21 protein-coding genes are annotated in these 26,128 nt (G+C 35.5%); 18 read left to right on the top strand and 3 right to left on the bottom strand.

Annotated elements, in window-relative coordinates; genetic code table 11:
• Positions 1-38: 38 nt before the first annotated feature.
• From DWW68_RS10295 to ispE, 6 genes are all read left to right on the top strand, one after another.
• Positions 39-1,409, top strand: a complete 1,371-nt coding sequence (locus tag DWW68_RS10295) for an HD domain-containing protein (protein ID WP_118589975.1) — start codon at positions 39-41, stop codon at positions 1,407-1,409.
• An 82-nt stretch (positions 1,410-1,491) separates the two neighbouring features.
• Complete coding sequence (locus DWW68_RS10290) at positions 1,492-2,475, top strand: hypothetical protein (RefSeq protein WP_118589977.1); 984 nt, start codon at positions 1,492-1,494, stop codon at positions 2,473-2,475.
• 76 nt (positions 2,476-2,551) lie between these two features.
• Entirely contained in the window at positions 2,552-4,285 is a 1,734-nt protein-coding gene (locus DWW68_RS10285; protein WP_118589979.1) for a phospho-sugar mutase, read from the top strand.
• A gap of 72 nt (positions 4,286-4,357) precedes the next feature.
• Positions 4,358-4,774: a protease complex subunit PrcB family protein gene (locus DWW68_RS10280; protein WP_118589981.1), complete on the top strand. Its 417-nt coding sequence runs from the start codon at positions 4,358-4,360 to the stop codon at positions 4,772-4,774.
• Between the two features lie 75 nt (positions 4,775-4,849).
• On the top strand, positions 4,850-6,403 hold the full coding sequence (locus DWW68_RS10275) for an SPOCS domain-containing protein (RefSeq protein WP_118589983.1): 1,554 nt from the start codon (positions 4,850-4,852) through the stop codon (positions 6,401-6,403).
• Between the two features lie 51 nt (positions 6,404-6,454).
• Complete coding sequence (gene ispE / locus DWW68_RS10270) at positions 6,455-7,324, top strand: 4-(cytidine 5'-diphospho)-2-C-methyl-D-erythritol kinase (RefSeq protein WP_021951816.1); 870 nt, start codon at positions 6,455-6,457, stop codon at positions 7,322-7,324.
• On the opposite strand, the gene spoIIR is transcribed toward ispE, so the two are convergent.
• Entirely contained in the window at positions 7,317-7,925 is a 609-nt protein-coding gene (gene spoIIR / locus DWW68_RS10265; RefSeq protein WP_118589985.1) for a stage II sporulation protein R, read from the bottom strand. The genes ispE and spoIIR overlap by 8 nt on opposite strands.
• A gap of 220 nt (positions 7,926-8,145) precedes the next feature.
• Here spoIIR and murI point away from each other — a divergent pair, with 220 nt between their 5' ends.
• The 3 genes from murI to DWW68_RS10250 all read left to right on the top strand — a co-directional run bounded on the left by murI (position 8,146) and on the right by DWW68_RS10250 (position 9,906).
• Positions 8,146-8,964: a glutamate racemase gene (gene murI, locus DWW68_RS10260; protein ID WP_021951818.1), complete on the top strand. Its 819-nt coding sequence runs from the start codon at positions 8,146-8,148 to the stop codon at positions 8,962-8,964.
• Between the two features lies 1 nt (position 8,965).
• Positions 8,966-9,388 carry a DUF1934 domain-containing protein gene (locus DWW68_RS10255; protein ID WP_118589988.1) on the top strand — a complete coding sequence of 141 codons (423 nt, stop codon included), beginning with the start codon at positions 8,966-8,968 and terminating at the stop codon, positions 9,386-9,388.
• A 251-nt stretch (positions 9,389-9,639) separates the two neighbouring features.
• On the top strand, positions 9,640-9,906 hold the full coding sequence (locus DWW68_RS10250; RefSeq protein WP_118594996.1) for a hypothetical protein: 267 nt from the start codon (positions 9,640-9,642) through the stop codon (positions 9,904-9,906).
• Positions 9,907-9,964: 58 nt separating this feature from the next.
• On the opposite strand, the gene DWW68_RS10245 is transcribed toward DWW68_RS10250, so the two are convergent.
• Both DWW68_RS10245 and DWW68_RS10240 read right to left on the bottom strand, forming a co-directional pair.
• A complete protein-coding gene (locus DWW68_RS10245) occupies positions 9,965-10,438 on the bottom strand; it encodes a hypothetical protein (RefSeq protein ID WP_021952091.1) in 474 nt (157 codons plus the stop codon).
• Between the two features lie 166 nt (positions 10,439-10,604).
• Entirely contained in the window at positions 10,605-11,321 is a 717-nt protein-coding gene (locus DWW68_RS10240; protein ID WP_021952092.1) for a lysophospholipid acyltransferase family protein, read from the bottom strand.
• Between the two features lie 302 nt (positions 11,322-11,623).
• Between DWW68_RS10240 and DWW68_RS10235 the strand changes: the two genes are divergently transcribed.
• The 9 genes from DWW68_RS10235 (at position 11,624) to DWW68_RS10195 (ending at position 26,083) form a co-directional block, all read left to right on the top strand.
• A complete protein-coding gene (locus tag DWW68_RS10235; protein ID WP_118589992.1) occupies positions 11,624-12,385 on the top strand; it encodes a hypothetical protein in 762 nt (253 codons plus the stop codon).
• A gap of 388 nt (positions 12,386-12,773) precedes the next feature.
• Positions 12,774-14,450 (top strand): hypothetical protein, encoded by a 1,677-nt coding sequence (locus DWW68_RS10230; protein ID WP_118589994.1) that lies wholly within the window; start codon positions 12,774-12,776, stop codon positions 14,448-14,450.
• Positions 14,451-14,530: 80 nt separating this feature from the next.
• On the top strand, positions 14,531-17,656 hold the full coding sequence (locus DWW68_RS10225; RefSeq protein WP_118589996.1) for an extracellular solute-binding protein: 3,126 nt from the start codon (positions 14,531-14,533) through the stop codon (positions 17,654-17,656).
• The gene (locus DWW68_RS10220) at positions 17,649-18,596 is read left to right on the top strand and encodes a sugar ABC transporter permease (RefSeq protein WP_118589998.1); all 948 of its coding nucleotides are present in this window, start codon (positions 17,649-17,651) and stop codon (positions 18,594-18,596) included. Before DWW68_RS10225 ends, DWW68_RS10220 begins: the two co-directional genes overlap by 8 nt.
• A gap of 16 nt (positions 18,597-18,612) precedes the next feature.
• The gene (locus DWW68_RS10215) at positions 18,613-19,482 is read left to right on the top strand and encodes a carbohydrate ABC transporter permease (protein WP_021952096.1); all 870 of its coding nucleotides are present in this window, start codon (positions 18,613-18,615) and stop codon (positions 19,480-19,482) included.
• Positions 19,483-19,494: 12 nt separating this feature from the next.
• On the top strand, positions 19,495-21,561 hold the full coding sequence (locus DWW68_RS10210) for a YIP1 family protein (RefSeq protein ID WP_118590000.1): 2,067 nt from the start codon (positions 19,495-19,497) through the stop codon (positions 21,559-21,561).
• A complete protein-coding gene (locus tag DWW68_RS10205) occupies positions 21,545-24,061 on the top strand; it encodes a DUF5696 domain-containing protein (protein ID WP_118590002.1) in 2,517 nt (838 codons plus the stop codon). Before DWW68_RS10210 ends, DWW68_RS10205 begins: the two co-directional genes overlap by 17 nt.
• On the top strand, positions 24,061-25,137 hold the full coding sequence (locus DWW68_RS10200; protein ID WP_118590004.1) for a sugar ABC transporter permease: 1,077 nt from the start codon (positions 24,061-24,063) through the stop codon (positions 25,135-25,137). The genes DWW68_RS10205 and DWW68_RS10200 overlap by 1 nt, the downstream gene beginning before the upstream one ends.
• Positions 25,127-26,083 (top strand): carbohydrate ABC transporter permease, encoded by a 957-nt coding sequence (locus DWW68_RS10195; RefSeq protein WP_021952100.1) that lies wholly within the window; start codon positions 25,127-25,129, stop codon positions 26,081-26,083. Before DWW68_RS10200 ends, DWW68_RS10195 begins: the two co-directional genes overlap by 11 nt.
• Positions 26,084-26,128: the final 45 nt, after the last annotated feature.

The raw sequence follows: 26,128 nt of genomic DNA, 5'->3' as shown, positions 1-26,128 counted from the left end.
TTTAAAACTTACATCATATAAAAGAAGGACAGAAATTAATGAATGATTATAAAGTAAGGAAAGATTTTAATATAGAGATTCCCAAAAGTGTAAAAATGATAATAACTATTTTGGAAAAAAACGGTTATGAGGCATTTGCAGTTGGCGGTTGTATAAGGGATACCATTTTAGGCAGACAGCCTCAGGACTGGGACATTACAACGTCGGCTCTGCCTCAGCAGGTAAAAGCGTTATTTAACAAAACCCTTGATACGGGAATACAGCATGGAACAGTTACGGTAATGATGAGCAGAGTGGGGTATGAGGTAACCACATACCGTATTGATGGCGAATACAATGACAGCAGACATCCTGACACTGTGGAATTTACCTCTAATCTGATAGAGGATTTAAAAAGAAGAGATTTCACAATTAATGCCATGGCATATAATCCCACAGTAGGGCTGGTGGATGCCTTTGACGGAATAGGAGACATAGAAAAAAAGATTATAAAGTGTGTAGGGGTGGCAGAAGAGAGATTTGGTGAAGATGCCCTTAGAATTTTACGTGCCGTAAGATTTTCAGCTCAGCTGGGATTTGATATAGAAGATAAGACTTTAGCAGCAGCTAAGGATTTGTCAGATACTTTAAAAAATATCAGTGCAGAAAGAATCCGGGTAGAATTAGAAAAACTAATTACTTCTAATCACCCTGATAAGCTGATTACAGCCTATAAAGCAGGAATTACCAAAGTGGTTTTGCCAGAATTTGACAGAATGATGGAATGCCCTCAAAACACACCATATCATATGTACAACGTAGGGGAACATACCATTAAGGTAATGGAAAATGTCCCTGACACAAAGGTTATGAGATGGGCGGCACTTTTACATGATGTGGGAAAACCTGATTCCATGACAATGGACAAAAAGGATAATAACCTGGTTCATTTTTATGGTCATGCCAAGGTGGGAAGCCTTATGGTACCTGAAATTATGAAAAGGCTGAAAATGGATAATAAAACCATAAAGCTTGTTATCCGTTTAGTTGAATGTCACGATGACAGAACTGCTTCCGGGGAAATGAGTCCTGCTTCCGTAAGATGGAGCGTTCATAAAATCGGGAAGGATATTTATGAACAGTATCTCCAACTGGCATATGCAGATTTTCAGGGAAAAAGCGATTACGGAAGAAAAAAGGGATTTGATAAATATCTTTATACCTGTCAGCAGTTTAAATACATTATGGACAATAACATATGTACATGTAAGGCAGAGATGGCAGTGTCAGGAAAAGACCTGATTGAAATAGGCTGTCCTAAGGGAGAAATAATAGGAACAGTGTTAGATGAACTTTTGGCAAAGGTGTTAGACAATCCTCAGTTAAATGAAAGAGAAACACTCCTTAATATTGCGTCAAAAATGTTCTAATAAGTAAGAAAACCTCATATCTTTAAATGACCGGTTCTCCACCATAGGGAGGGACGTTACCCATTTAAAGAGGAGGTTTTTTATGAATGAAAAAGCATTGACGGTATTTGACCAATACAACCTTAAAATAAATAGTACCTACAGAATAAAGGGAAATTACGGGTGTAATGTGGAAAAGGAAAAATATATTCTTCAGGAGTACAATAACAGCAATGAAAAAATGGCGGCAATGAAAATTTTGTACAACTATATGGAAGACAAGGGTTTTATATGTGATTGTGTAATAGAAAATAATGAGGGAAATTATGTTACCATTAGCGAGGACGGCTATACATATATATTAAAAAAATGGTTTAATGCAGAGGAATGTAATGTAAATAATGAAGGTAGCATATTAGCAGGAACAAAAAAACTGGCAGCCTTTCATAACATATTAAGGGATAACAGGGAACTATTAAAGGATGTCAGGGCATTTCATCCGGGAAAAAACATGGAAAAGGTTTTTGAAAGGCACAACAGGGAAATTACTACCATAAAAAATTACATAAAGAAGAGGAAAAATAAGAATTTCTTTGAAATGTCCCTACAGGATATAATGGATGAGTACAAAAAACAGGCTGTTATTGCTACGGATAACTTATTAAAATCCACCTATGCCTCAAGGTTTGAAGAGGCAGTTTTAATGAAGACAATAAATCACGGGTGCTACAACCACCACAATATTTTATTTGATGGGGAAGGAATAATTATGGTGAACATGTCAAAAATTAATTACGCACCTCAGCTTCAGGATTTATACGACTGGCTTAGAAAGGTAATGGAAAAGAACAACTGGAACATCTCTCTTGGAAACAAAATCATAGAAGAATATAACAAAATTAATCCATTAAATAGTGAAGAATATACCATCCTTAAAATCATGCTAAGTTATCCGGAAAAGTTTTGGAAAATAATTAATTACTATTACAACTCTAACAAGGCGTGGTATTCGGAGAAAAACGAGGAAAAACTGACACAATTTCTAAAACAGGAAAACCTAAGACACAAATTTATAGAAAATATGTAAAAAAATATATTTGGTCTTTTATTTGGGGTTAGTTTGTATTAAAATACTTATAGCATAAATTTAATGGAGGTTTACTATGAGTTACAGAGAGTTATATAATAACTGGCTGGAAAGTCCATACTTTGACGAGGGAACAAAAGCTGAATTAAAGGCAATTGAAGGTGATGAAAAGGAAATCGAAGACAGATTTTACACTGAACTTGAATTTGGTACAGCAGGACTTAGAGGAGTTATAGGCGCTGGAACTAACAGAATGAATATTTACACTGTAAGAAAGGCTACACAGGGGCTTGCAAATTATATTATAAAGATGAATGGTCAGGACAAAGGTGTTGCAATTGCTTTTGATTCAAGACATATGTCACCGGAATTTGCAGATGAAGCTGCACTTTGCCTTAATGCAAACGGAATAAAGGCTTATGTATTTGATTCATTAAGACCTACACCGGAGCTTTCATTTGCAGTTAGGGAATTAGGATGTATAGCAGGTATTAATGTTACTGCCAGCCATAACCCGGCAGAATACAATGGATATAAAGTTTACTGGGAGGATGGAGCACAGATTACACCACCTCACGACACAGGTATTATGTATGCTGTTTCAGCCATTAGTGATTACAGCCTTGTAAAGACAATGGATAAGGATGAAGCAGTTAAGGAAGGCCTCTATGTTCAGATTGGAAAAGAAGTAGATGACAAGTACATAGCAGCTCTTAAGTCACAGGTTAAACATCAGGATGCCATTGATGCAATGCAGAAGGACATTAAGATTGTTTACACTCCACTTCACGGAACAGGAAATATTCCGGTAAGAAGAGTTCTTAAGGAATTAGGATTTGAAAATGTATATGTTGTTAAGGAGCAGGAACTTCCTGACGGAGATTTCCCTACAGTAAGTTATCCAAATCCTGAATCAAAAGAAGCCTTTGAGTTAGCAGTTAAAATGGGAAATGAAATTAATGCAGATATTTTGTTGGCCACAGACCCTGATGCTGACAGACTTGGTGTATATGTAAGAGATGATAAGACAGGAGAATATCATGTACTTACAGGTAACATGTCAGGATGCTTATTGGCAGAATATGAAATCAGTCAGATGAAAGAAGCAGGACAGCTTCCTGATGATGCAGCATTAATTAAAACTATAGTTACAACAAATCTTGCAAATGATATTGCAAAATATTACAACGTAAGACTTATTGAGGTTCTTACAGGATTTAAATATATTGGAGAGCAGATTCTTAACTTTGAAACCACTAAGAAAGGTCATTATGCTTTCGGTTTTGAGGAAAGCTACGGATGTCTTATTGGAACACATGCAAGAGATAAGGATGCAGTAGTAGCTACTATGGCACTTTGCGAGGCTGTAGCTTACTACAAGACAAAGGGAATGTCTCTTTGGGATAAGATGATTGAAATGTATGAGAGATACGGATACTGGAGTGACGGTGTTCAGTCTATTACATTAAAGGGCAAGGAAGGAATTGAAAAGATTAAGAATACAATTGAGAAGCTTCGTGAGAATGTTCCTACAGAAATTGCCGGCTATAAAGTTCTTTCAGCAAGAGACTACAAACTTGACACAGTTAAAAACATGGAAACAGGAGAAGTTACAGGTACAGGACTTCCAAAGTCAAATGTTCTTTACTATGATTTAAGTGACAGTGCATGGGTTTGTGTAAGACCATCAGGTACTGAACCAAAACTTAAATTCTACTATGGAGTTAAGGGTAAGGATTTTGCAGATGCAGAAGCTAAGGATAAGGAACTTGGCGAATATATGATTAATTTAGTAAATTCAATGCTTTAATATTTAAAAACAGGGCATAAATAAAATACACCATAATATATTTTAATAAAGATATATTGTGGTGTATTTATTATGCTGAAAAATAAAACAGGACTGATTTTAATTCTTATTATATGCATAGTAGTAACGTCTTCATGCGGTATTCAGAAAATAAACAGAAAAAAAATAAAGGATATAGATTTTACTGTAGTGACGGAAGCAGAGGTGCCACAGGAGGTAAAACAAATAATAGAGGAACGTAAGGAAAAGGAGTTTAAGGTAACATATTCAGATGATAAGTACACTTACATTATAATTGGTTATGGAAAACAAAAGTATGAAGGGTACAGCATTACCGTAAAGAAACTATTTGAAAGCTCAAATGCAATTTTTGTTAGAACGGAGTTTTTGGGACCAAAGAAATACACCAATAACGAAACAAAAACATACCCGGTTATTGTAATTAAAATAAAATACAATGACAAAAACGTGATATTTACCGACAATTAAAAAGTAGAATAAATATATCAGGTTGTTCATATGTTATAGAAGGTATACAGAATATAGTAAAGTCAGGGGGCAGTTATGGAATTAATAAAAAGCAATATTCATATGAGTAAAATATTAAAAAACGAGGTAAAAACTTTTTATGTAAACCACGAAGAGAGGGTTACAGAGGCATATCCGGAAGTAGGAACCATTATTAATCAAAGTGAGACAGCCACAGTTGATAATGTTTCCGTGAGAAATAATCAGATTGTTATTAATGGAACAATAAATTATCAGATGCTTTACTATGGAGCTGATGATGGCAGGGTAAATGGGTTAGAAGGGGAAATTCCTTTTGAGGAAATTGTAAAAGCCCAGGATATAGATGAAGATGGAAATGCAAATGTAAAACTAATGGTTATGTCATCTTCTGTCAAAATGATTGATAATAGAAGTTACATATATAAAATACAGATAATGGCATATGTTACAGTGGAAAAATTAGAAGATGTGGAGGCAGTGACAGGAGCAGACAGGGAAAACATGATGACTAAATACGGTCATATTGACGGAATATCCATTGTGGCAGACAAATCAGATAATTTAAGAATCCACGAACAGCTGTCGGTTCCTTCATCTAAACCACCTATTGAAAGAATACTGTGGAAGGATGTAAGGATAAAAAACATTAATGAAAAAATGACGGATAGTGCCGTACTTGTTACCGGAGAACTGGGGGTATTTTTGCTATATAGTCCGGAGGAAGAAAGTGCTCCAATCCAGTGGATAGATACCACCGTTAACTTTGGTGGAACTTTGGAAATAAATGAAGCGGGAGAAGATTTAATTTCCTACATAACATCAAAGCTTCATAATATTACGGTAGATGCAGAAATGAATCAGGATAATGAAATGCGGGAAATTAACATTAATGCATTGCTGAAAATGAACATTAAGATTTATGAGGAAAAGCCGGTAGATGTGTTAGAGGATGTGTACGCACCGGAAATTAATCTCGTTCCAATAAAAACAGAACAGGTATGTGAAAGACTTCTTGTAAAAAATGCTTCAAGAACGAAAAATGTAGTGAAAATAAAGGTAGACAGCGACAAGGGACATATTTTACAAATATGTGGAAATAGTGCAGACATTAAAATTGAAAATATTGTAGTTAGTGACAATGGCTTAAAGGCTATTGGGAAAATAAAGGCATGGGTTATGTATATATCCTCTGAAGACAGTAATCCAATATGCTGCAAGTCAGCAGAAATGGATTTTGAACACAGAATAGATGCAGAGGGAATAACTAATGGTGATAAATATTATGTAAACTGGTGGACGGAGCAGATAAGTGGCAACATGACAGGCACAGATGAGGTGGAAATAAAGCTCACAGTGGCTATGGAGGTAATGGCCTTTAGGGAGGAGCGAAAAGCTCTTATAACTGAAATAAAAGAAGAATCCATAGATTTGGAAAAGGTAAATGCAGCACCACTTATGAGAGGGTATGTGGTTCAGTCAGGGGATACATTGTGGAAGCTGGCAAAGGAGAATTTCACTACCATTGATAAAATTATGGAGGTAAATGAATTAAAGACTGACCATATCAAAAAGGGTGACAGACTGCTGTTGATTAAATCTTGTCAATAACAGTTAAAAAAAGTATACTTTAAGAGAATATAGTTTTTGGAGGAACGGAAGTTGTCAGATAAGATAGAATTAAAAGCCTATGGAAAGATTAATTTAGGATTAGATGTTATAAGAAAAAGACCTGACGGATATCATGACCTTGACATGATTATGCAGACGGTAAATGTTTACGACGATATTATTATAACTAAAACAGAAAAAAATGGTGAAATAAAGGTAACTACAGATAAAGAAGTTTTGTCAAATGAAAAGGGAAATCTGGCTTATATGGCAGCAAGGATGTTATTTGACGAATTTGGAATCAATGATGGAATTGAAATCAGAATTAACAAAAGAATTCCTATTGCCGGAGGAATGGCAGGAGGGAGCGCAGACTGTGCAGCTACCCTTAAGGGAATTAATGAGATGTTTAAGCTCAATTTAGATGAAAAGGCACTAATGGAAAGAGGAGTAAAGCTCGGGGCAGATGTCCCTTACTGCATAATGGGTGGAACGGCTATTGCCAGAGGTATTGGAGAAATATTAACACCACTGCCGGCACCACCGAAGTGTCATGTTATAATAGCAAAACCTCCGGTTTCCGTATCTACAGCATATGTTTATGGACACATAAAGCCGGATTCAATTGAGAAACGCCCGGATATTGAAAAAATGGCAGATGCCATTAGAAACAAGGATTTGTACGCACTGTCAAAGCTTTTATATAATGTAATGGAGGACGTGACAGTGCCTGAATATCCTGTTATATCTCAAATAAAAGATATAATGATTAATGGAGGTGCCTTAAATTCCATAATGAGTGGAAGCGGTCCTACAGTATTTGGACTTTTTGATAATATTGAAAAGGCAGAAAAGGTTATGGAAAATTTAACGCAGAACAATCTTACGGAACAGCTTTACTTAACGGAATTTATTAATTGATAAAGTTGTTAAAAAAGGTAAGATATTTAAAACGATACTGAACTACGGTGTCATACTCTTTTTCCGTAAGGGATTCCTTAAGCATTTCTTTAGATGAGTTAGGAACTACCCCGGTGGAGGCATCTACGAAGCATAATGGGGGATACAACACGCACCACCAGTTATGCCCTATGCCTTCTCCTATATAAATGGTATATGATGTGTAGCGGCCTTTAGGAAAGGTAACATCACCATAGGTTTTAACAGGAAAATCCTGCATTCCAAAGCTGGAAGATACTGAGTAATCATATCCTGAATTTCGGATAGTCTCAGTTGCCAGCTTTTTTATTTTATTATCGTTTTTTAGTATAAAATCCTTTGTTTCGGAAAGGGTATTTAAGGTTTTTGTATTTTTATATATGTAGTCAACTACTTTTTCTTTTACCTCCATTTTTAGGGCCTGGTCATCTTGGGAATCACTGTTGGCACGGACATGGAAGCGTATGGCACTTTCAGACAGGGCTTTTACCGTAGCAGTAGTTTCAGAACTTTTGTAAAAGTTAAACATTACAATACCTGCAATAAAAATTATAAAACTTAAAAATATTCTTTTATTTCTCATTGTTCAATCTCCTTATAGAATATGTATTGCCCCACCCTTTGGTGGAGGGCTAAGTGTCGGAAACGTTTTTTTAATAAACATAGTTAATTTTTGTCTCTTACTTTAGTGGTTGTATTTAGAGTATTGCCTCTTATAATCTTTTTATACAAATGCTTTTAATTCTATTGAAATAACGGGGGATAAAAGGTAAAATATATCAAAGTATAGGAGGAAATGTATTATGGAATTAATAAATAATAACGCACCTATAGGAGTTTTTGATTCAGGTGTGGGCGGACTTACGGTAGCAAGGGAAATTACAAGACAGCTTCCTAATGAAAGCATTGTATATTTTGGAGATACCGCCAGAGTTCCTTATGGAAGTAAATCCAAAAATACAATTATCAGATATTCAAGGCAGATAGTACATTTTCTGAGAACAAAGGATGTAAAGGCAATTGTTGTTGCATGTAATACTGCAAGTGCATTTGCCCTTGATACCATAGAGAAGGAATTAGATATACCTGTTATAGGTGTGGTAAAACCGGGAGCAATTGCTGCCATAGAAACTACCAAAAACAAGCGTATTGGTATTATTGGAACGGAAGGAACCATTAAAAGTAAATTATATACTGAATATATAAGAAGCATTGACCCTGAAATAATTGTTATAGGAAAGGCGTGTCCTTTGTTTTGCCCTTTGGTAGAAGAGGGAATGCTTCATGACGAAGTGACGGATGAGATTGCAAGAAGATATTTAGACGAACTTAAGGAACAAAACATAGACAGTCTTATTTTAGGCTGTACCCATTATCCTCTTTTAAGAAGTACCATAGGAAAAATAATGGGCCCGGATGTTAATTTGGTAAATCCTGCCTATGAGACAGCCATTAGCTTAGGGGAGCTTTTAACCCAGCATGGAATAAGAGCAGATATTAATGCTAACCCTACATGTGACTTTTATGTAAGCGATGCTGCTGACAGGTTTGAAAGTTTTGCAGATTCAATTATGCCTTTTGATGTGGACGAGGCAAATCAGATAAATATAGAGGAATACTAGGATGGTAAATAGCAAGGTAATAGTAAAAGTAAAGGGACTTCAGATAGTGGAAGAAACAGGAGACAGCGTTGAAACCGTAACTCCGGGAAAATATTATACAAGAAATAGCAAGCATTATGTAACTTATGAGGACATTGATGATGAAACCGGAGTGAAAACAAAGAATATAATTAAGTTTAACGATTCCTTTGCAGAGGTTAAAAGGTCAGGATTCATGAGTGGAAAAATGATTTTTGAAAAAGGGAAGAACAATCAGGCATTGCACAGCACGCCATATGGTGACTTACTTATGGAGGTTTTGACTAAGGATATTAATGTGGTTGAAGAAAAAGACAAAATTAATTTGAAAATTGCATATGAATTATATGCCAACAACAGTAAAATATCGGACAGTGAAATTGAAATTGATTTAAGCCGGGTGTAGGTGAAATTTACATTTTCCGGTAACTATTCAAAGAAAACACAAAAAATATGTATAATTTAAAAAACGACTTGACAACACAACAAATAATATATACTATAATAAATATAAGATGTAATAAAGATACTGTGATGTGAGGATTGCAAGTGGATTCTAATCCTCACTATTGTATTTTTTTTATATCCGGTGTATACTATAAAGAAATTAAAAAAACTAATAGTATATATCTCGAAATATTAAAAGAAGGGGGTGCCATGGTGGTAATCAGGGAATGTGCAAACATTAACATAAAGATTGAAGAGAAGGAGGAAAAGCAGGATATGTGTAAGGCAATTGATGACATGATGAGGGATGCAAGAATGAGTGGGGAAGCATTAGGAGAAGCAAGAGGAGAAGCTGAACGCAAAAGGATGCAGGAGAAGCTGGACGAAAAGCAAAGTCAAATAGAAAAAGAACGTAGAAGATATGAAAAAGAAATAGAGGAATTAAAGAGGCAGCTTGCCGAGAGGCAGACAGCTTAGAAACTAAAAAATGCATAAAAAAAGTCCCGGTGTATCGGGACTTTTTTTATGTGCTGTCTTATTTACTTTTTTGCCAAAAATGTTTCTTCTTTTTTGGCGGTTCGTAGATAGGACCACGTATTCTTTTAAATGAAGTGATATAAATACCACTGACAGTAGCTTTAATTTCCTGCTTTGGTAAAATCTGATCGTAAATCTTTGCATCTGCAATCAGATTCATAACTCTTGGACCTGCCTTAACTTTTACAATAGGAACCTTTGCACGTCTGGCATACTTAGGTGTCTGCTCAAGAACGATACTCGGAAGTCCTGAATCCTTAAGTTTTAACTTCTTCTTATCAATAACAAACAGGCTGACTGTCTGAGCATTTTCTTTCATGGTCTTTTCCTGCTCTGCCTGTTTCTTTTCGGCTTTACGACCTATAAAATAAAGAACAATAACAGCTACTAACAAAACTGCAACCACCACAATAAGTCCGATTGTCAGTCCGCTAAGTGCCATAATTGGTGAAATATTGTTTAAAATATTCATTATGTACCTCCACTTTTTTGTCTCTTGTGTTATTCTATCATTTAACAGAAAAATTTACAATAAAATATTAAGATGAGAGGGTTAAAAGTAAAATTTTCATTGGTCAAAACCCATGGCTTACCCCCATTGGCATAAAATTTTTTAAACATCAAAAAACAAAAAGTTATTATTTAGAAATAATATTTTGAATTTCTCCTTTAACCCTTGCGGAAAGTCCTTTGGTTTCTTCCCTGGATAAATCAGCGGTATAAATAGGCTCGGCAAAGGTTACAGTTACTTTAGTTGATTTAATAAGAGGAAAATGATTCTCAAAAACATCTGCAGAACCTGTTATTCCTACAGGAACAATGGGACACTTTGATTTAGTAGCAATTTTAAAACCACCGTCCTTAAATTCCAGCATATTTCCGTCTTTTGAACGGGTTCCCTCAGGAAACAAAAATACAGAAATGCCCTTTTTAATAAGACCTGCCGCATCTAAAACAGATTTAAGCCCGGCTCTTGGATCACTTCTGTCTAAAAAGATGCAATTTACAAAATACATCCACCAGCTAAGAAATGGTACTTTTTTTATTTCCTTTTTTGCAACAAATCCTGTTGGTCGTTCCATCAACGGATAAGTAACAATAATATCGTAAAAACTGTTGTGATTTCCTACAAACAAAACAGGAGTATCCTTAGGAATATTCTCATATCCCGTAACTTCAAGTTTTACTCCTGAAATAAACATTACACATTTCAATCCCCATTGTACAAAAGAAAGACTGCTTTTATTTCTTATATCCATATTAAATTTTTGAATAATAAGTTCAGCTAACTGTATTGGTAATGATATAATAAAGTAAACTACAAGGAATAAAAAAACTCCTATAAGACGAATCATAATAACCTCCTATATTTAATGTAAATCAGATAAAAATAACTGATTTCATATTATGATAAAACTATTAAAAAACAGCCTTAAACATAGTAACATATTTATAGGTAAAAATGAATATGCAAAGGAAAAAAGTTTAAAATTGCAGAAACAACAACTTTGTTGACAATGTACAGAATAAGACATAAAAGATTGTAAAAATTGTTAGAAAGGATAATAAAAATGATTTTATTTATTGAACTACGGTATTCTTCGTGCTATACTCACAATATATCGGGTATATTTATCTGAATAAAGGAGGAAATAAAATGAAAGTATTAAAAAGAATTGCGGCAGTAGTAGCTACAGTTGCATTAACTGCAGGCATGAGCGCAAGTTGTTTCGCAGCAGGTACCTGGGGACATTACATAGGTTTCTCAGAAGGTAATGTATGGTACGAAGCATCAGAAGGTTCATTTAAGGAAAATTCAGCTACAGGCTGGACAGCTAACATGGACACTATCGGTTGGGGTGGTGTTTGGGGATACCAGGTATTCCAGGAAGGCAAAGGAAAAGTTGATATTAAAAAAGGTGAGCAGTATACATTAAAGTGTACATTGAAATCAACTAAGATGGACAAATGGGTTGTAATTAAGATTGCAACTAAGGAAAATATTGCATTTGCTAAATGGGTTAAGTTACCAAAAAATCAGGCAGTAACAGTTGATGAAACATTTACAGCTAAATGTGATGCTAATTCAATTTACTTTGGATTAGGTGGAGATTTTGGTGACAGAGATGATGAAAAAGATTTGTACACATGGGCTGAAGGCGGAAAGTCAGCTATTTCAGACGGTGATGGAGATATGGCTGCAAAGGCTACAGTAATCACATGTACAGATTATTCATTAGCAGCACCTGCAGCAGCAAGTGACAATCAGCAGAACAACAATGGTGGCAATACAACACAGCCTGCTACAAATACAACAACAGTAGCAACCGGAGATTTCGGACCTTACGCTTGTGCAGTAGCAGCTATCGCAGCAGCAGCAGTTATCGTTGTCTTTTCAAGAAAAAGAAAAGAAGCTTAATTAAAATAAAATATTTATCTGAAAAGAGCGGTCATTGACTTTTAGTTGGTGGCTGCTTTTTTTATTTGTCGGAAAAATAGAAATTAATGAATAAGACACTTCATAAAAAAAATAAATCTTTAGCCACCAAATAGGGCGTTTTAGTGAAAACGTTTCACTAAATATTGGGATTATTGATAAGTATACAAAATTATATTGGAAAATATAGTAAAAAATTATGAAAAGCGTTTTCAATCCGTTGTTAAAATATTACAATAAAAAATATTGTAAAATCGTTTTTTACTGTTGATTTGTACATATTCTTGTGATAAAATCGTTTTAAAGAAAATCACTATGTGGTTTCTAATGTAGGTGATTAAATTTTTTCAAAATGAAGGAGGATATTAAAATGAAAAAATTAGGCCGTAAAGCATTAGCTTTAACATTAACATTGACACTTGGTGCTTCAATGGCATTAACAGGTTGTGGAAGCTCTAAGGAGAGCAAGAAGGGCGGAGATGGCAGCGACAATCTCGGCATTACAACAGGTTTGGCAAAGGACACTAAGGGAGAAGTATCTATTATGGTATGGTCCGGTGATGGAGAATACTATGAGGATATCGGAAATCCTGATAGCGCAGCAGGAAAGAAATTATCAGATCCTAGCAAGATTGTGGCTCAGAACGTAGCACAGGTATACGCAGTGGCTCAGAAGTTCCACACTGTATACCCTAACATTAAGATTAATTTATGGTCAAAAGTTGGTGACCCTGATCAGTACAACACAGCATCATGGGAACAGGAAATGGAAAACTTCCAGGCGAAGTACAAAAAGTATCCTGATATTTGGGGATCAACAAACGTAATAAACGACATTAAAAAAGGTTTAGTTGCTGATTTGTCAGCATACAAGGATGACGCAACATATAAGAAGTATAACGAAACACTTATGAGCAATCTTAACTATTATGGATTCCAGGCAGGACTTCCATCATACACAATTCCTGGTGGAATCTGGGTTAACAAGGCATTAGCAGAAGATAACAATATTAACGTTCCAAAGCCTGACTGGAGCATTGATGAATATACACGTTTTGTTTCAAAGGCGGATGGAAAAACATTCTGGGGTTCAAAGGGAACACCTGTTGATATTGTAAACCTTGGAACAACAACTATTAATAAGATGATTAAGGAAGAAAACAAAATTGACTTAAATAGTGATGAAGTAAAATCACTTCTTAAGTATTTCCCTAAATGGGCTGAAAAGTCTATTGACGTTGCAGCAGGTGCTGGAAAGATTACAAAGGATATTGTAAAAGAATGTTCAGCATATAGCTGGTACTACTTCACAAACAACAGATCTCTTGTAAACTTTGAAGATCCTTGGTTCCTTACAGCAGGTGCTGATGAATCAGCAAAGGATAGCGACGCTTATATTAAGTCAGCTGACTGGGACATTTACCCATACCCATCAACAGACTACTGTGAAAATACAATTAAGGTAATTATGGATCCTATTTGTCTTCACAACTATTCATTAGATGACAAGAAATCTGAATGGAGTGATGAAGAAAAACAGAAACTTGATGTTACATATACATTTGCTTCATTCTGGACAGCAAGTACAGCAGCAAGACAGGCAATATTTGATCAGAAGTGGTCAGACAATGGTCAGCTTAAGTCAGCAGCAGGTGATACATTCCCTGTAGTTTCAGGTGATGATTACGATGCACAGATGGAAATCTGGAACAAGCTTGACGCTCATAAAGCATATGCTGATAAAGAAGGATTCCAGAAAGTTCTTGAAATCTGGAAAGAAGGAAAGACATGGGATTACATTGACAAATGCTGGACTAGCACAATTTCAGAAAACGGTGACACAACAAAGACACTTTACGAATGGATTAACTGCGGACAGGAAAATGTTGCCGGAGCATGGTTTACTGATAAGGATTGGGCAGATAATGTTAAGTCAAGATTATCAGATTGGAATGATTCATGCAACAAGCGTATTCAGACAGCACAGAAACAGTTAAAAGATGCATTAAAAGAATATTACGGATTTGAGGACGCAGACTTAAAATAATCGTAACTAATAATTAATACATAAGTAATTGCGGAACTACAAAAACGTAGTTCCGCTTTTATAAAAAGGAAAGGACAACAATGAAAAGAAAAGTTATTGCTATTATAATTGGTATAGTGTGTGTCATTGTTGCAGCTGTATGCCTTAATCAGTTTGTATTTAGTACAAAAGTAACTTACATAAAGGATGCAGATAATCATAAAGTCCAAAAGGCTTATGACTTATTGGCTAATGCGTACCTTGATGATGGTGAAAAAACAGAGGTTTACTATACAGACTTTATTAAGACAAATAAAGAAATCGGTGAGGGAAATCATCAGGCGGTTTTAGAAAACGGCAAAGATGCTAAGGTATATTACGCTGAGAAAAAGAAAAACACAGATGACACCACGCCTGAAGCTGTTAAAGAATATGATTCAGACATGGTGGAATTAGACTATACAGATGTTGCCAAATATAAAGTATCCGTAGAAAAATCCGGATTATATTATTTAAACATAGATTATATGTCAGTAGGTGAGTCCTTATCAGATTACACCGTCAGTGCTACCATTAATGGAAAACAGCAGTATTCAGAAATGAATACCATTGCACTTCCTATTTTATGGACAGACGTAGATACTGACAAATATGTAGGAAGCGACGAAAAGAAAGATTTTCCTTTAGACAGCTATGGTGATGAAATGGCACCTAGTCAGAACAGAATACAGAAATGGACCAATACATACTTATACAACAATACATATGTATCAAGCACACCATTATGTTTCTATTTAGAAAAGGGAGAAAATGAAATCAATATCGAAAATGTTTCATCAGGTGGATTAGCTCTTGGCAAGTTAATGGCGCAGGAAGCAAAAACAAATGTTGCATCATATAAAGACTATGCGGCACAGCATCAGGATGCAGAGTTAGTAACAGCGGAAGATGATCAGCTAGAAATTGATGCAGTTTATTATACACAGAAAAATTCAACAGACGCTGTGTATGGAACCGATACAAATACATCACTTACAAGATTCAACATAGATCACGAAAAGTTAAATACATTACAGTGGAATTCAGCAGGTAACGAAATTGTATATACATTTAATGTAAAGAAAACAGGAAATTACAATATTGCATTCCACTATGACAATGGAAAGAAAGAATTCCAGTCATTTGAAACAATAAAAATAGATGGGGAAGTTCCATTTGAGGAAATGTACAATTACGCATTTGAACCTGTATCATCAGGCTATGAAAATGTGACATTGGCAGACAAAGATGGAAACAATTACAATTTCTATTTAACAGAAGGCAAACACACTATCGCAATTAAGCAGGAAAATGAGCCGGTAATGGAAGCATACAGATATGCTCTTCTTTTACAGCAGCATCTTACAGATTTCCAGCTGGAAATTACAAAAATTACGGGTAGTGATGTTGATACAGAGAGAAACTGGAAAATGACAAAGTACATTCCGGAAATCTCTGATTACCTTAATGCTTACGAAACAATTATTAAACATATAAGATATTTGCTTCAGGATTATTCACCAAATGGAAATTCAAGTGCCATATTGGCATATCTTGATGAAGCACAGCAATTTATTAAGACAATGAAAAAATATCCTGATGAAATTGCACTTCATACTAAAGATTTAACAGGTGCTGAAAACTCTATATTAGTTTCACTTAGTAACTTTACAACAGAGGTAACATCTAATGAATTTACATTAGACAGAATCTATATCTATGGAGAAAAGAATCAGATTAAAAGTGCAAATCCATCATTGGCAAGTTCAATGTGGACAGGTGTAAGATCACTGGTAAATACTTTTACTTCTGATAAATATGCAACAGGAGCAAAAGAGGACAGCAAAACTCTTACTATCTGGGTAAACAGAGCAATTACTCACGTTGACTTACTTCAGAAGATGGTAGATACAGAGTTTGTTCCATATTATAAGGAACAGACCGGAAAAGATATTAAGGTTAAGGTTTCAACAATGCCTGATGTCAGCAAACTGACACTGGCTATTGCAGCTGACCAGACACCTGATGTGGCATTGGGACTTATGTCATATGTACCATTTGATTTATCAAGCCGTGGTGCTTTATATGACTTGACTAAGTTTGATGATTTCTGGACTGTAGCAAGAAGATTCCCTACAGGTTCATTTGTATCATATGTATATAATGAAGGAATGTATGCTATACCTGAAACAACAGACTTTAATGCAATCGTTTACAGAACGGATATATTTAAAAACCTTGGGTTAAAGGTTCCTAATACATGGGATGATTTAATTGAAATTCTTCCTACATTACAGAGATATGGAATGAACTTCTATCACAACATTTCTTTAGGAACAACAGGTTATAAGTGGTTCTATCAGACAGCGCCAATGATATTACAGAATGGTGGAGAGTTATACACTCAGGATGATAACGGACTGATTACAACAGGTATTGATTCTAAGAAATCAGTTAAGGGATTACAGTTACTTGGTGATTTGTTTACTAAGTATTCTCTTGATACATCAGTGCAGACATTCTTTAACTCATTCAGATATTCAGTATTACCTATTGGTATCGTAGGAATGGAAGATTACACACTTATTAAAAACGGAGCAAAAGAATTAGACGGTAAATGGGCTATTTCACAGTATCTTGGTACAAAACAGGAAGATGGAACAGTCAACAGAACTTTTGTTGCAAACGGTACAGGTGGAGCAATCTTTAACACATCTGATAAGAAGCAGGAAGCATGGGAATTCCTTAAGTGGTGGACAAGTAAGAGCGTTCAGACAGAATATACATACACACTTCGCTCATCATATGGAAAGACATTCTTCTGGTTATCAGCTAACAGGGCAGCATTGGAAAATAACCCTATGGATGAAGCTGACAAGAAGATTATTACAGAACAGATTAATTATGTAACAGACGTTACAAGAACACCGGGACAGTATTTACTGGAAAGAACTATTTCTAATATTTGGACAACAATGGTATTTGACGGTACTGCAGGTCAGGTCGCAGTAGATGAAGCAAAGAATGATGTTAATAAAGAAATTGTTCGTAAAATGAAGGAACTTGGCTATTACGATGAAAACGGAAAAATGGTTAAGAAATTCAAACTCCAGGGATATGACTGGATAAAAGAAAATCAGGATAAGGCAAAAGCAGATCCGGGAGAGGAGGTAAGTTCGAATGAGTAATACAGCCGTAGCTACAAAAAAGGTAAAAGTAAGAAGCAGTAAAAAGTTTTACCAGACAGAAGGCTTTCATTCGTTTTTACTTTTACTTCCGTACGGATTATTGTTTTTTACATTTATTTTATTACCAATCATAATTGCCATAGGCTTATCATTCACTTACTTTGACGTTATTAATACACCAAAGTTTGCAGGAATGACTAACTATGTAACACTTCTCACAGGTGATGAAGTATTTATGAAATACGTTCTTCCAAATACAGTGTTATATGCCATAGTAGTAGGTGTAGGCGGATACGTTATGTCATTTATAATGGCATGGATATTAGCACAGGTTACACCAAGGGCAAGAACATTATATGCCCTGGCAATGTACACACCTTCCATGGCAGGTCAGATTATGATTCAGTACATCTGGAAGACAATCTTCTCAGGTGACCAAAACGGTCTTGCTAATGCATGGCTGCAGAAACTTGGATTTATTAATCAGCCTATACAGTGGTTGATTTCGTCAGATTACTTTATGGGAATTATGATATTTATATCCCTGTGGTCTTCAATGGGTATCGGATTCTTATCTATGATATCAGGTATTATGAACATAGATCAGGAACTATACGAGGCGGCTTATGTGGACGGTATCAAAAACAGAGCCCAGGAAATTATATACATTACGATACCTTCAATGAAACCACAGATGTTATTCGGTGCGGTTATGTCTATTGTAAATGCATTTAACATGGGTTGGATTGGTGTACAGTTAGCAGGAGCAAACCCGACACCGGGATATTCCGGACAGCTGATAGCCAACCACATTGATGATTACGCATTTGTAAGATACGAGATGGGTTATGCGGCGGCAGTATCTGTTGCACTGTTATGTCTCGTATGGGTATGTAGTAAGGTAGCCAATACATTATTTACTGAAAAAGAAGAATATTAGAAAGGAGGATACATAAATGGCAAATTTTCAAGGTAACAGAATTAATCCTACAAGATTTTCCCGTGGACAGATTAAGTTCCATGTAGTTGCATTACCATTATCAATATTTATGATCCTTCCGGTAATATTTATGATAAATAATGCATTTAAACCTTTAGGAGAATTGTTTAGATTCCCACCTACACTTTTTGTACAAAATCCTACATTGGATAACTTTAAAAACCTGTTTAGCTTATCAGGTGCAACAGGTATTCCAATGTCAAGATATTTTTTGAACTCATTTATAGTAGCATTTTTAACAGTTGTACTTGGAATAATCATTACAATTATGGCTGCGTATGTTTTCTCTAAAAAGAAGTTCAAATTAAAGGGAGCTTTATGGGAAGTCAACCAGATGGCACTTATGTTTGTAGCCACAGCGGTTGCTATTCCAAGATACTTAATTATAGTAAGAATCGGAGCATACAACACATGGTTTGCACATGTTCTTCCACTTATTGCAATGCCTGTAAGTTTGTTCCTTGTAAAACAGTTTGTTGACGGTATTCCGAATGCACTTATTGAGGCAGCTGTAGTAGACGGTGCAGGAGATGTTACCATTTTAAGAAAGGTAATTGTTCCACTTACAAAGCCGGCTCTTGCAACATCAGTAGTGCTTACATTCCAGCAGGTATGGAATAACGTTGAAACATCAAACAACTACATTACAAACGAAGCGTTAAGAACATTAACATATTATTGTAACTCCATTGGTGTAAATAATGCGGTGGCGGCAGCAGGTATGGTAGCAGCATCAAGTTTATTCCTGTTCTTACCAAACCTTATAATTTTCATATGCATGCAGTCAAAGGTTATGAACACAATGGCAAGTTCAGGTATCAAGTAAGGAGGCAGATAAATGAGAAAATTATGGAAAAAATCATCGGCTCTGTTTCTGGCATTGATATTTACGGTTATGGCAGTTTTACCTGTGGCAGCTTCTCAGGCAACCAGTTATACATATACAATGGATGACCAAAGTGAGATGGTAAGAACACAGGATGCTTACCTGCCGGACAGAACCATAACAGACTTAGGTCTTTCAGATCCGGAGGACATGATTATTGATGATAACAATCAGGCATACATCGTTGACACCGGAAACAGAAGAATTGTAATTTTTGACTTAAACACAGAAAAAGTTGTAAAGGTCATAAATAAACAGACAGTTGAATCTAAAGATTTTACGGGATTTGATACTCCAAAGGGAATTTTTAGAACAAACGAAGGAGAAATATATGTTGCAGATACCGGAGCCAAAACAGTATTCAGATTCACAAAAGACTTTGAATATGTAAGAAGATATGACAGACCAACGGCACCGATTTTTGCAGATACAAACTACGAACCTAGTAAAGTGACAGTAGATAGCGGAAATAACTTATACATCGTATCAGAAGGTGTATATGCCGGAATTATTCAGTTGGCTAATACAGGGGAATTCTTAGGTTACTTTACCTCAAACAAAGCTACATTAACACCACAGCAGGTGTTCTTAAAAATTATTTATACAAAAGAACAGCAGAAAAAATCCGCAGCGTTAAACACTTTGCCATCAACATTCTCTAATGTATATGTTGATAAGAAGGGAACAGCTTACTCAGTTTGTATGGGAAAGGGTGGTGACCTTTTAAAGAAACATAGTACAAACGGAAAAAATATGTTTAATGGTGCAATAATATCTTCAGATGCTTTTACCGATGTAACTGCTGATGATAATGGAATTATTTACGCAAGTGATTCTAAAGGATTTATCTGGGTATACACAAGCTCAGGAGAAGTAATATTCTCATTAGGTGAACAGGCAGAGGATACTGATATTTCAGGTTTGTTCTCATCCCTTACTACAATAGCAGTAGATAGGGACGGAAATATCTGGACAGCTGACGGAAAGAAAGGATTCTTACAGTCCTTCACACCTACAGAATATGCAACAACAATATTTAAGGCATTAGACGAATACGAAAACGGTGATTACGATGATGCACTTAAAGATTGGAATTATGTATTACAGCTTAACCAGATGTCGGTTTTAGCACACAATGGTGTAGCAAAGGCATACTTCAATGCAGAAAAATATGATAAGGCAATGGAACATTTTGAAATAGCCGGAAACAGAGACGGATATTCAGATGCATTCTGGGAAGTAAGAAATAAGTCAATTCAGAAATGGCTTGGCACAGTTCTTGTTATTCTTATTATATTAATTGCACTTAAGGTTATTATTGGATTTATTGATAAGAATAAAATTATTAAGAAAAAGAAACGTGCATTAGGAAAGGTATTAAAGAATACACCGGTTATTGGTGAAATCGGATACGCTTTCAAATGTGCAAAGCATCCTATTGACAGATACTATGATATAAGGGTACATAAAAACGGCTCAATGATAGCAGCAACAATTATTTACATTGTATTTTTCGGTGTATATATGCTGTATCAGACATCAAAAGGATTTATTTACCAGTATACAAAGGTTGAAGATATGGATATGGGAGCAGTGGTAGTTGGTTTCTTTGCAATATTGATTCTCTTTATTGTATGTAACTATCTTGTAACATCAATTACAGATGGTGACGGAACCTTAAAACAGGTATACATGATTCCGGCTTACGGATTAATGCCGGTTATGATATGCATGTTGGCAACTATCGGAATGTCATATGTATTGACATATAATGAGTCATTTATTCTTACAGTAATAATGATTATCGGACTTGTATGGAGCATAGCAGTTATATTTGAGGGACTTTCAACTGTACATGATTATGATTTCAAAAATACAGTGGTAAGTTTACTGATAACAGCAGTGTTTATGTTAATTGCAGCTATAGTAGTTCTGGTAGTTATTATCATGTGGGAACAGTTGTATGACTTCTTATTAACAGTAGGAAAGGAGATTATAAGAAATGTTACAGGCCGCTAAATATAAAAAGTTAAAAATAACAGCACTTGTTGTATGTCTCTTATGTGTCCTTTCTCTTGGAGTTGCGGTAGCAGCTGCGTTCCTTAACACAAACAGAGATACAAGACCGGCTCCTGAAAAGGTTGAATCGGGACTTGAAAAAACAAATGCTTATGAACTTCTTTGTGAAAAAGGAGATTACAGATATTATTTCAGAGATGACAGGGATATTATCTTAATTGAAAACAAGAACACAGGTTATATCTGGAAAACAGGTGTTGACATAGCACTTCCATCAGAGATAGAAGAAGCTTTTGATGTGGTAAACAGTGCCAAGGAAGATAATGACCCGTCAGAAATTAAAGATTATGCAGATGATTTGGGAATTAGTGTGGCAGACGTAAAGACAATTGCCAATACACCAAAGGATTCATCCTTTACTAATGACCGTTATGGTGCATATGCAAACTCGCTTCTTACTGTTGAGTACTACACAGGCTCAGGTAAGGCTATGAAGACTTCAAGAGTTTCATCAGCATCATATGATGAAGATGAAGGCAATTCAGGACTTGAAGCAGTAGACAAGGAAAAAGGTGAATATGTATTAAAATGCTTATTTAAAATTGAGAAAGAAGATTTAGGCATTAATGTATATATTACTTTTGGAGATGACGGAAACATAACATACAACATTCCTTATAAAGAAATTACAGGAAAAGCCATTGATAAAATATGCAACATTGTTATTACACCGTTCTTAGGAACAAGTGGTGGCGCAACATTAGCATATGACAAAGATGAGCAGGACTGGGTAACTCTTAAGGGAAAAGAAATTACACCGGGTTATGCATTAATTCCTGATGGAAGCGGTGCATTGGTAAGATTTGAAGACAACAAGACAAAATTCAGTGATTATAAAGGTAAGGTTTATGGGGAAGACCCTGCAACACAGCTTACATATTATGATTCATTAGGAGATACAGTTCCTGTAAAGAATCCTACAATGCCGGTATTTGGTATTTCCCATGGTGACGGAACCCAGGCAGCATTTGTAGCTTATGCGGACAGTGGTGATGAATATATGTCAATTAATGCAACACCTTCATCATCAGGAGAAGGTGAAGTAAGATATACATATGCATACCCTAGCTTCAAATTCAACTCTGAATTTTATCAGGTTATAAATCAGGCAGGTGAGTCATACAGAAAGACTCAGGATGAGCCAAACAAGTTTGATATATCAATGACATATCAGTTTTTAAGTGGTGACGGCAGCGACGGAAAGCCGGCAGCAGACTATACAGGAATGGCTAAGGCATACAGACAGCATTTAATTGACAATGGAACATTAACTGAAAAAACAGCAGATGGAAATATTCCAATTAGAATTGACTTCCTTATGTCAGATTCTAAGAAGGGTGTATTCTCAACACAGGAAGTTGATGTTACAACAGTTGATGATGTAAGAAGTATCTTGGACAAAATTTTAGATGATGGAATAAGCAACATTAATTCAGGATTAATAGGATGGCAAAGTGGCGGACAGACGCTGGCAAAACCAAACAGCACTAAGTTCTCTGGCTCAATTGGAAAGAAGGGTGCTTTTGAAAGCCTTATGTCAGACTTTAACAAGAAGAATGTAGATATTTCATTCTCAAGAGAATTTACTACAATTAATGAAGATATGGTAAGTTACTATAACAATGCAGCAAAGCATTTGAATACACGGTATCTTGAACTGGATAAATCAGAAGTTCTTCCAAAGAATGTTCCGGTAACGGAATACGGATACGCAGCACCTAAAAAGACTGCGCAGTGGATTCAGGATTTGTATGATGATTTGGGAGATTTAAGCCCGTCATTTACAATAGAAGGTGCTTCAAATGTATTAATCAGCACATATAACAGTGATGGAGCTGAAACAACAGTATCTCAGGCTGTAAAGTTATATCAGGATACAATTGAAAACATAACAAAGAAAGGAACAAAGGTTAATCTTGTAAATCCAAATCTTTACTTATGGAAGTATGCGGACAGATATTTACAGTCACCGGTTGGAACATCACAGTATGTTTACGAAACTGATACGGTTCCATTCTTACAAATGGTACTTCACGGTACAATGGAAGTTTACGCACCATATGCTAACTTCTCATTCTACTCAGCAACAGACCAGTTAAGAATGATTGATTATAACATTTCACCGTCATTTGTTTTAACTAAGCAGCCATCTTACTTATTAGCATCAACTACATCTTCAGATTACTATTCAACAGAGTTTGAACAGTATGAAGAGTTGATTCAGAATATTTATAAGGTTGTAAACGAGCCTTTATCACAGGTTGCAGGATACAACTGGGATGGAAGAAAAGTATTACAGGATGGTGTAATAGAAAACAGCTATTCAAAGGATGGCAGCCAAAAGAGTATTGTTATAAATTACACTGATGAAGATGTTACTGTAGGAAATACAACAGTAGCAGCCATGAGTGCAAAAGTTATAGAGGGAGGTGTTAAATAATGGCAGAAGAAAAGATTAAGTCAGCAACAACTCCTAAGACACAGGCAAAACCTAAGAAAAGAAAGAAAATGCGTACATATCAGCAGAGACAGGACAGAACAGGTTATATGTTCATGGCTCCATGGATTATCGGATTTCTGGCATTTACGCTTTTTCCGTTCATATTTACAATTTACTTAAGTTTTAACAATGTTAAAAAGACAACATTAGGATATGAAATCCATTTTACAGGCATAAACAATTACATTGAAGCCTTTGTAGGAAGTACGGATTTCCTTCCGGCACTGATTAAGTATTTACAGATGATTGTACCGTATACATTTATTGTAGTAGTATTATCATTTATCATTGCTTATCTCCTTTGCAAGATTACTACAGGTAAGGGAATACTTAGAACAATTTATTTCCTTCCGGTTGTAATTATGTCAGGACCGGTTATGACACAGATTATGCAGGTTCAAAGTGCAGAGGCAACAGCAGCAGATAAAATCAATGCGGCAGTGGAAAAGGCAAATGCTTATTCAAACATTTTCATAATGCAGATTATTGACAGTTATTCACCGGCTTTAGCATCAGCATTGGCAGGAATATTTGACCAGTTATCAATAATTTTATGGTTTACAGGTATTCCTATTGTACTGTTTATAAACGGTTTACAGAAAATCAATACAAGCATTTATGAAGCAGCAAGAATTGATTCTGCTAATGCATGGCAGATAATGTGGAAGATAACAATTCCAATGTTAAAGCAGATTGGACTTATTATCACGATATTTACAGTTATTCAGCTTGGTATGTTTAATTCAATTAATCCGTTGTATGAACTGATTGAAGAAAAGACCGGTGAAACGGGAAGCGGATTAGGTTATGCGGCAACCTACGCATGGATATACACTGTAATTGTTTTGATTATCGTAGGAATTGTATTCTTATTATTCAGAGAGCGAAAGCCAAAGGATATAAAGGCGAGAAAGAGACAGGAAAAGAAGTTAAAGAAGTTAGACAAACAGCAGAAGAGAAGACTTGCAGCTCAAAAGAGACATCAGGCAAAGGAGGCAAAGTTATATGGCAAATAAAGATACAAGTGCAAAGAAAATTGATTTGTCAGCTATAAAGAAAATCAACTTTGCCAAATTAAAGAAATTAAAAGGTGTTGCAATTATCTCTAAAGTAGCAATATATTTTGTACTTATATGCATAGGATTTATTTTCTTAGAGCCGATTTTTGAGATGATTTCAAAAGCAATTATGACATCTAAGGATTTAATTGACCCGGCAATAAGCTGGATACCTAAACATGCTACACTGGATAACTTTAAAAATGCAATATCAACACTTAACATACCAACGTCACTGATTAACTCGATTTTGTTTTCAGCAGTGCTTGCCATAGCACAGACAGCGGTGTCGGCAATGACAGGATTTGCATTATCAAGATATACATTTAAGGGACATAATTTCTGGTTTGTAATGCTTATATTAGCATTCATTCTTCCGGTTCCACTTTTAACAGTTCCAAGAATTATGTTATTTGGAACATTAGAAAGTGCAATTGGAATTAAGATGATTAACACAGCTATTCCTCAGATATTAATGGCTTTGTTAGGCCAGGGAACTTATTCCACAATGTTAATTTTGATATTTTATAACTTCTTCAACATGATTCCAAAATCATTAGATGAAGCAGCAATGATTGATGGAGCCGGCTCATTTAAGGTGTTCTATCACGTAGCAATCAGATTATCAATATCAACTATACTTGTTGTATTCCTGTTTTCATTCGTATTTAACTGGAATGAAACTTACACAACAAATATTATGTTGGGTGATGCATTAGAATTACTTCCTGGAAAACTGGCATTGTTTGATAACGGTGCTGCAAGTGGTACGGGAAATGTGGTAAATGAAGCTAACCGAATGGCAGCCACACTTATGGCAATAGCACCATTATTAGTATTATATGCTCTCGTTCAGAAACAGTTTATCGAGGGTATTGAAAATACCGGTATTACAGGTGAATAAAGCAACAGGGAAGAGGTCATGCATGTGACCTTTCCCATAACTATA

Origin of the sequence: Eubacterium sp. AF16-48 (genome assembly GCF_003479405.1) — a bacterium.
Lineage (GTDB): Bacteria > Bacillota > Clostridia > Lachnospirales > Lachnospiraceae > Eubacterium_G > Eubacterium_G segne.
Note: the sequence above shows the minus strand (reverse complement) of the source record. Positions and strands in the feature narration are given on the sequence as shown.

Bases quoted from the DNA above. Each gene is read 5' to 3' on its own strand.
- DWW68_RS10290 (WP_118589977.1), top strand. From the start codon at position 1,492: ATGAATGAAAAAGCATTGACGGTATTTGACCAATACAACCTTAAAATA.
- DWW68_RS10230 (WP_118589994.1), top strand. From the start codon at position 12,774: ATGAAAAAATTAGGCCGTAAAGCATTAGCTTTAACATTAACATTGACA.
- DWW68_RS10205 (WP_118590002.1), top strand. From the start codon at position 21,545: ATGTTACAGGCCGCTAAATATAAAAAGTTAAAAATAACAGCACTTGTT.
- DWW68_RS10255 (WP_118589988.1), top strand. From the start codon at position 8,966: ATGGTAAATAGCAAGGTAATAGTAAAAGTAAAGGGACTTCAGATAGTG.
- DWW68_RS10285 (WP_118589979.1), top strand. From the start codon at position 2,552: ATGAGTTACAGAGAGTTATATAATAACTGGCTGGAAAGTCCATACTTT.
- DWW68_RS10215 (WP_021952096.1), top strand. From the start codon at position 18,613: ATGGCAAATTTTCAAGGTAACAGAATTAATCCTACAAGATTTTCCCGT.
- DWW68_RS10210 (WP_118590000.1), top strand. From the start codon at position 19,495: ATGAGAAAATTATGGAAAAAATCATCGGCTCTGTTTCTGGCATTGATA.
- DWW68_RS10235 (WP_118589992.1), top strand. From the start codon at position 11,624: ATGAAAGTATTAAAAAGAATTGCGGCAGTAGTAGCTACAGTTGCATTA.
- DWW68_RS10280 (WP_118589981.1), top strand. From the start codon at position 4,358: ATGCTGAAAAATAAAACAGGACTGATTTTAATTCTTATTATATGCATA.
- DWW68_RS10200 (WP_118590004.1), top strand. From the start codon at position 24,061: ATGGCAGAAGAAAAGATTAAGTCAGCAACAACTCCTAAGACACAGGCA.
- DWW68_RS10245 (WP_021952091.1), bottom strand. From the start codon at position 10,438: ATGAATATTTTAAACAATATTTCACCAATTATGGCACTTAGCGGACTG.
- DWW68_RS10240 (WP_021952092.1), bottom strand. From the start codon at position 11,321: ATGATTCGTCTTATAGGAGTTTTTTTATTCCTTGTAGTTTACTTTATT.
- DWW68_RS10195 (WP_021952100.1), top strand. From the start codon at position 25,127: ATGGCAAATAAAGATACAAGTGCAAAGAAAATTGATTTGTCAGCTATA.
- DWW68_RS10225 (WP_118589996.1), top strand. From the start codon at position 14,531: ATGAAAAGAAAAGTTATTGCTATTATAATTGGTATAGTGTGTGTCATT.
- DWW68_RS10275 (WP_118589983.1), top strand. From the start codon at position 4,850: ATGGAATTAATAAAAAGCAATATTCATATGAGTAAAATATTAAAAAAC.
- DWW68_RS10220 (WP_118589998.1), top strand. From the start codon at position 17,649: ATGAGTAATACAGCCGTAGCTACAAAAAAGGTAAAAGTAAGAAGCAGT.
- spoIIR (WP_118589985.1), bottom strand. From the start codon at position 7,925: ATGAGAAATAAAAGAATATTTTTAAGTTTTATAATTTTTATTGCAGGT.
- DWW68_RS10250 (WP_118594996.1), top strand. From the start codon at position 9,640: ATGGTGGTAATCAGGGAATGTGCAAACATTAACATAAAGATTGAAGAG.
- DWW68_RS10295 (WP_118589975.1), top strand. From the start codon at position 39: ATGAATGATTATAAAGTAAGGAAAGATTTTAATATAGAGATTCCCAAA.
- murI (WP_021951818.1), top strand. From the start codon at position 8,146: ATGGAATTAATAAATAATAACGCACCTATAGGAGTTTTTGATTCAGGT.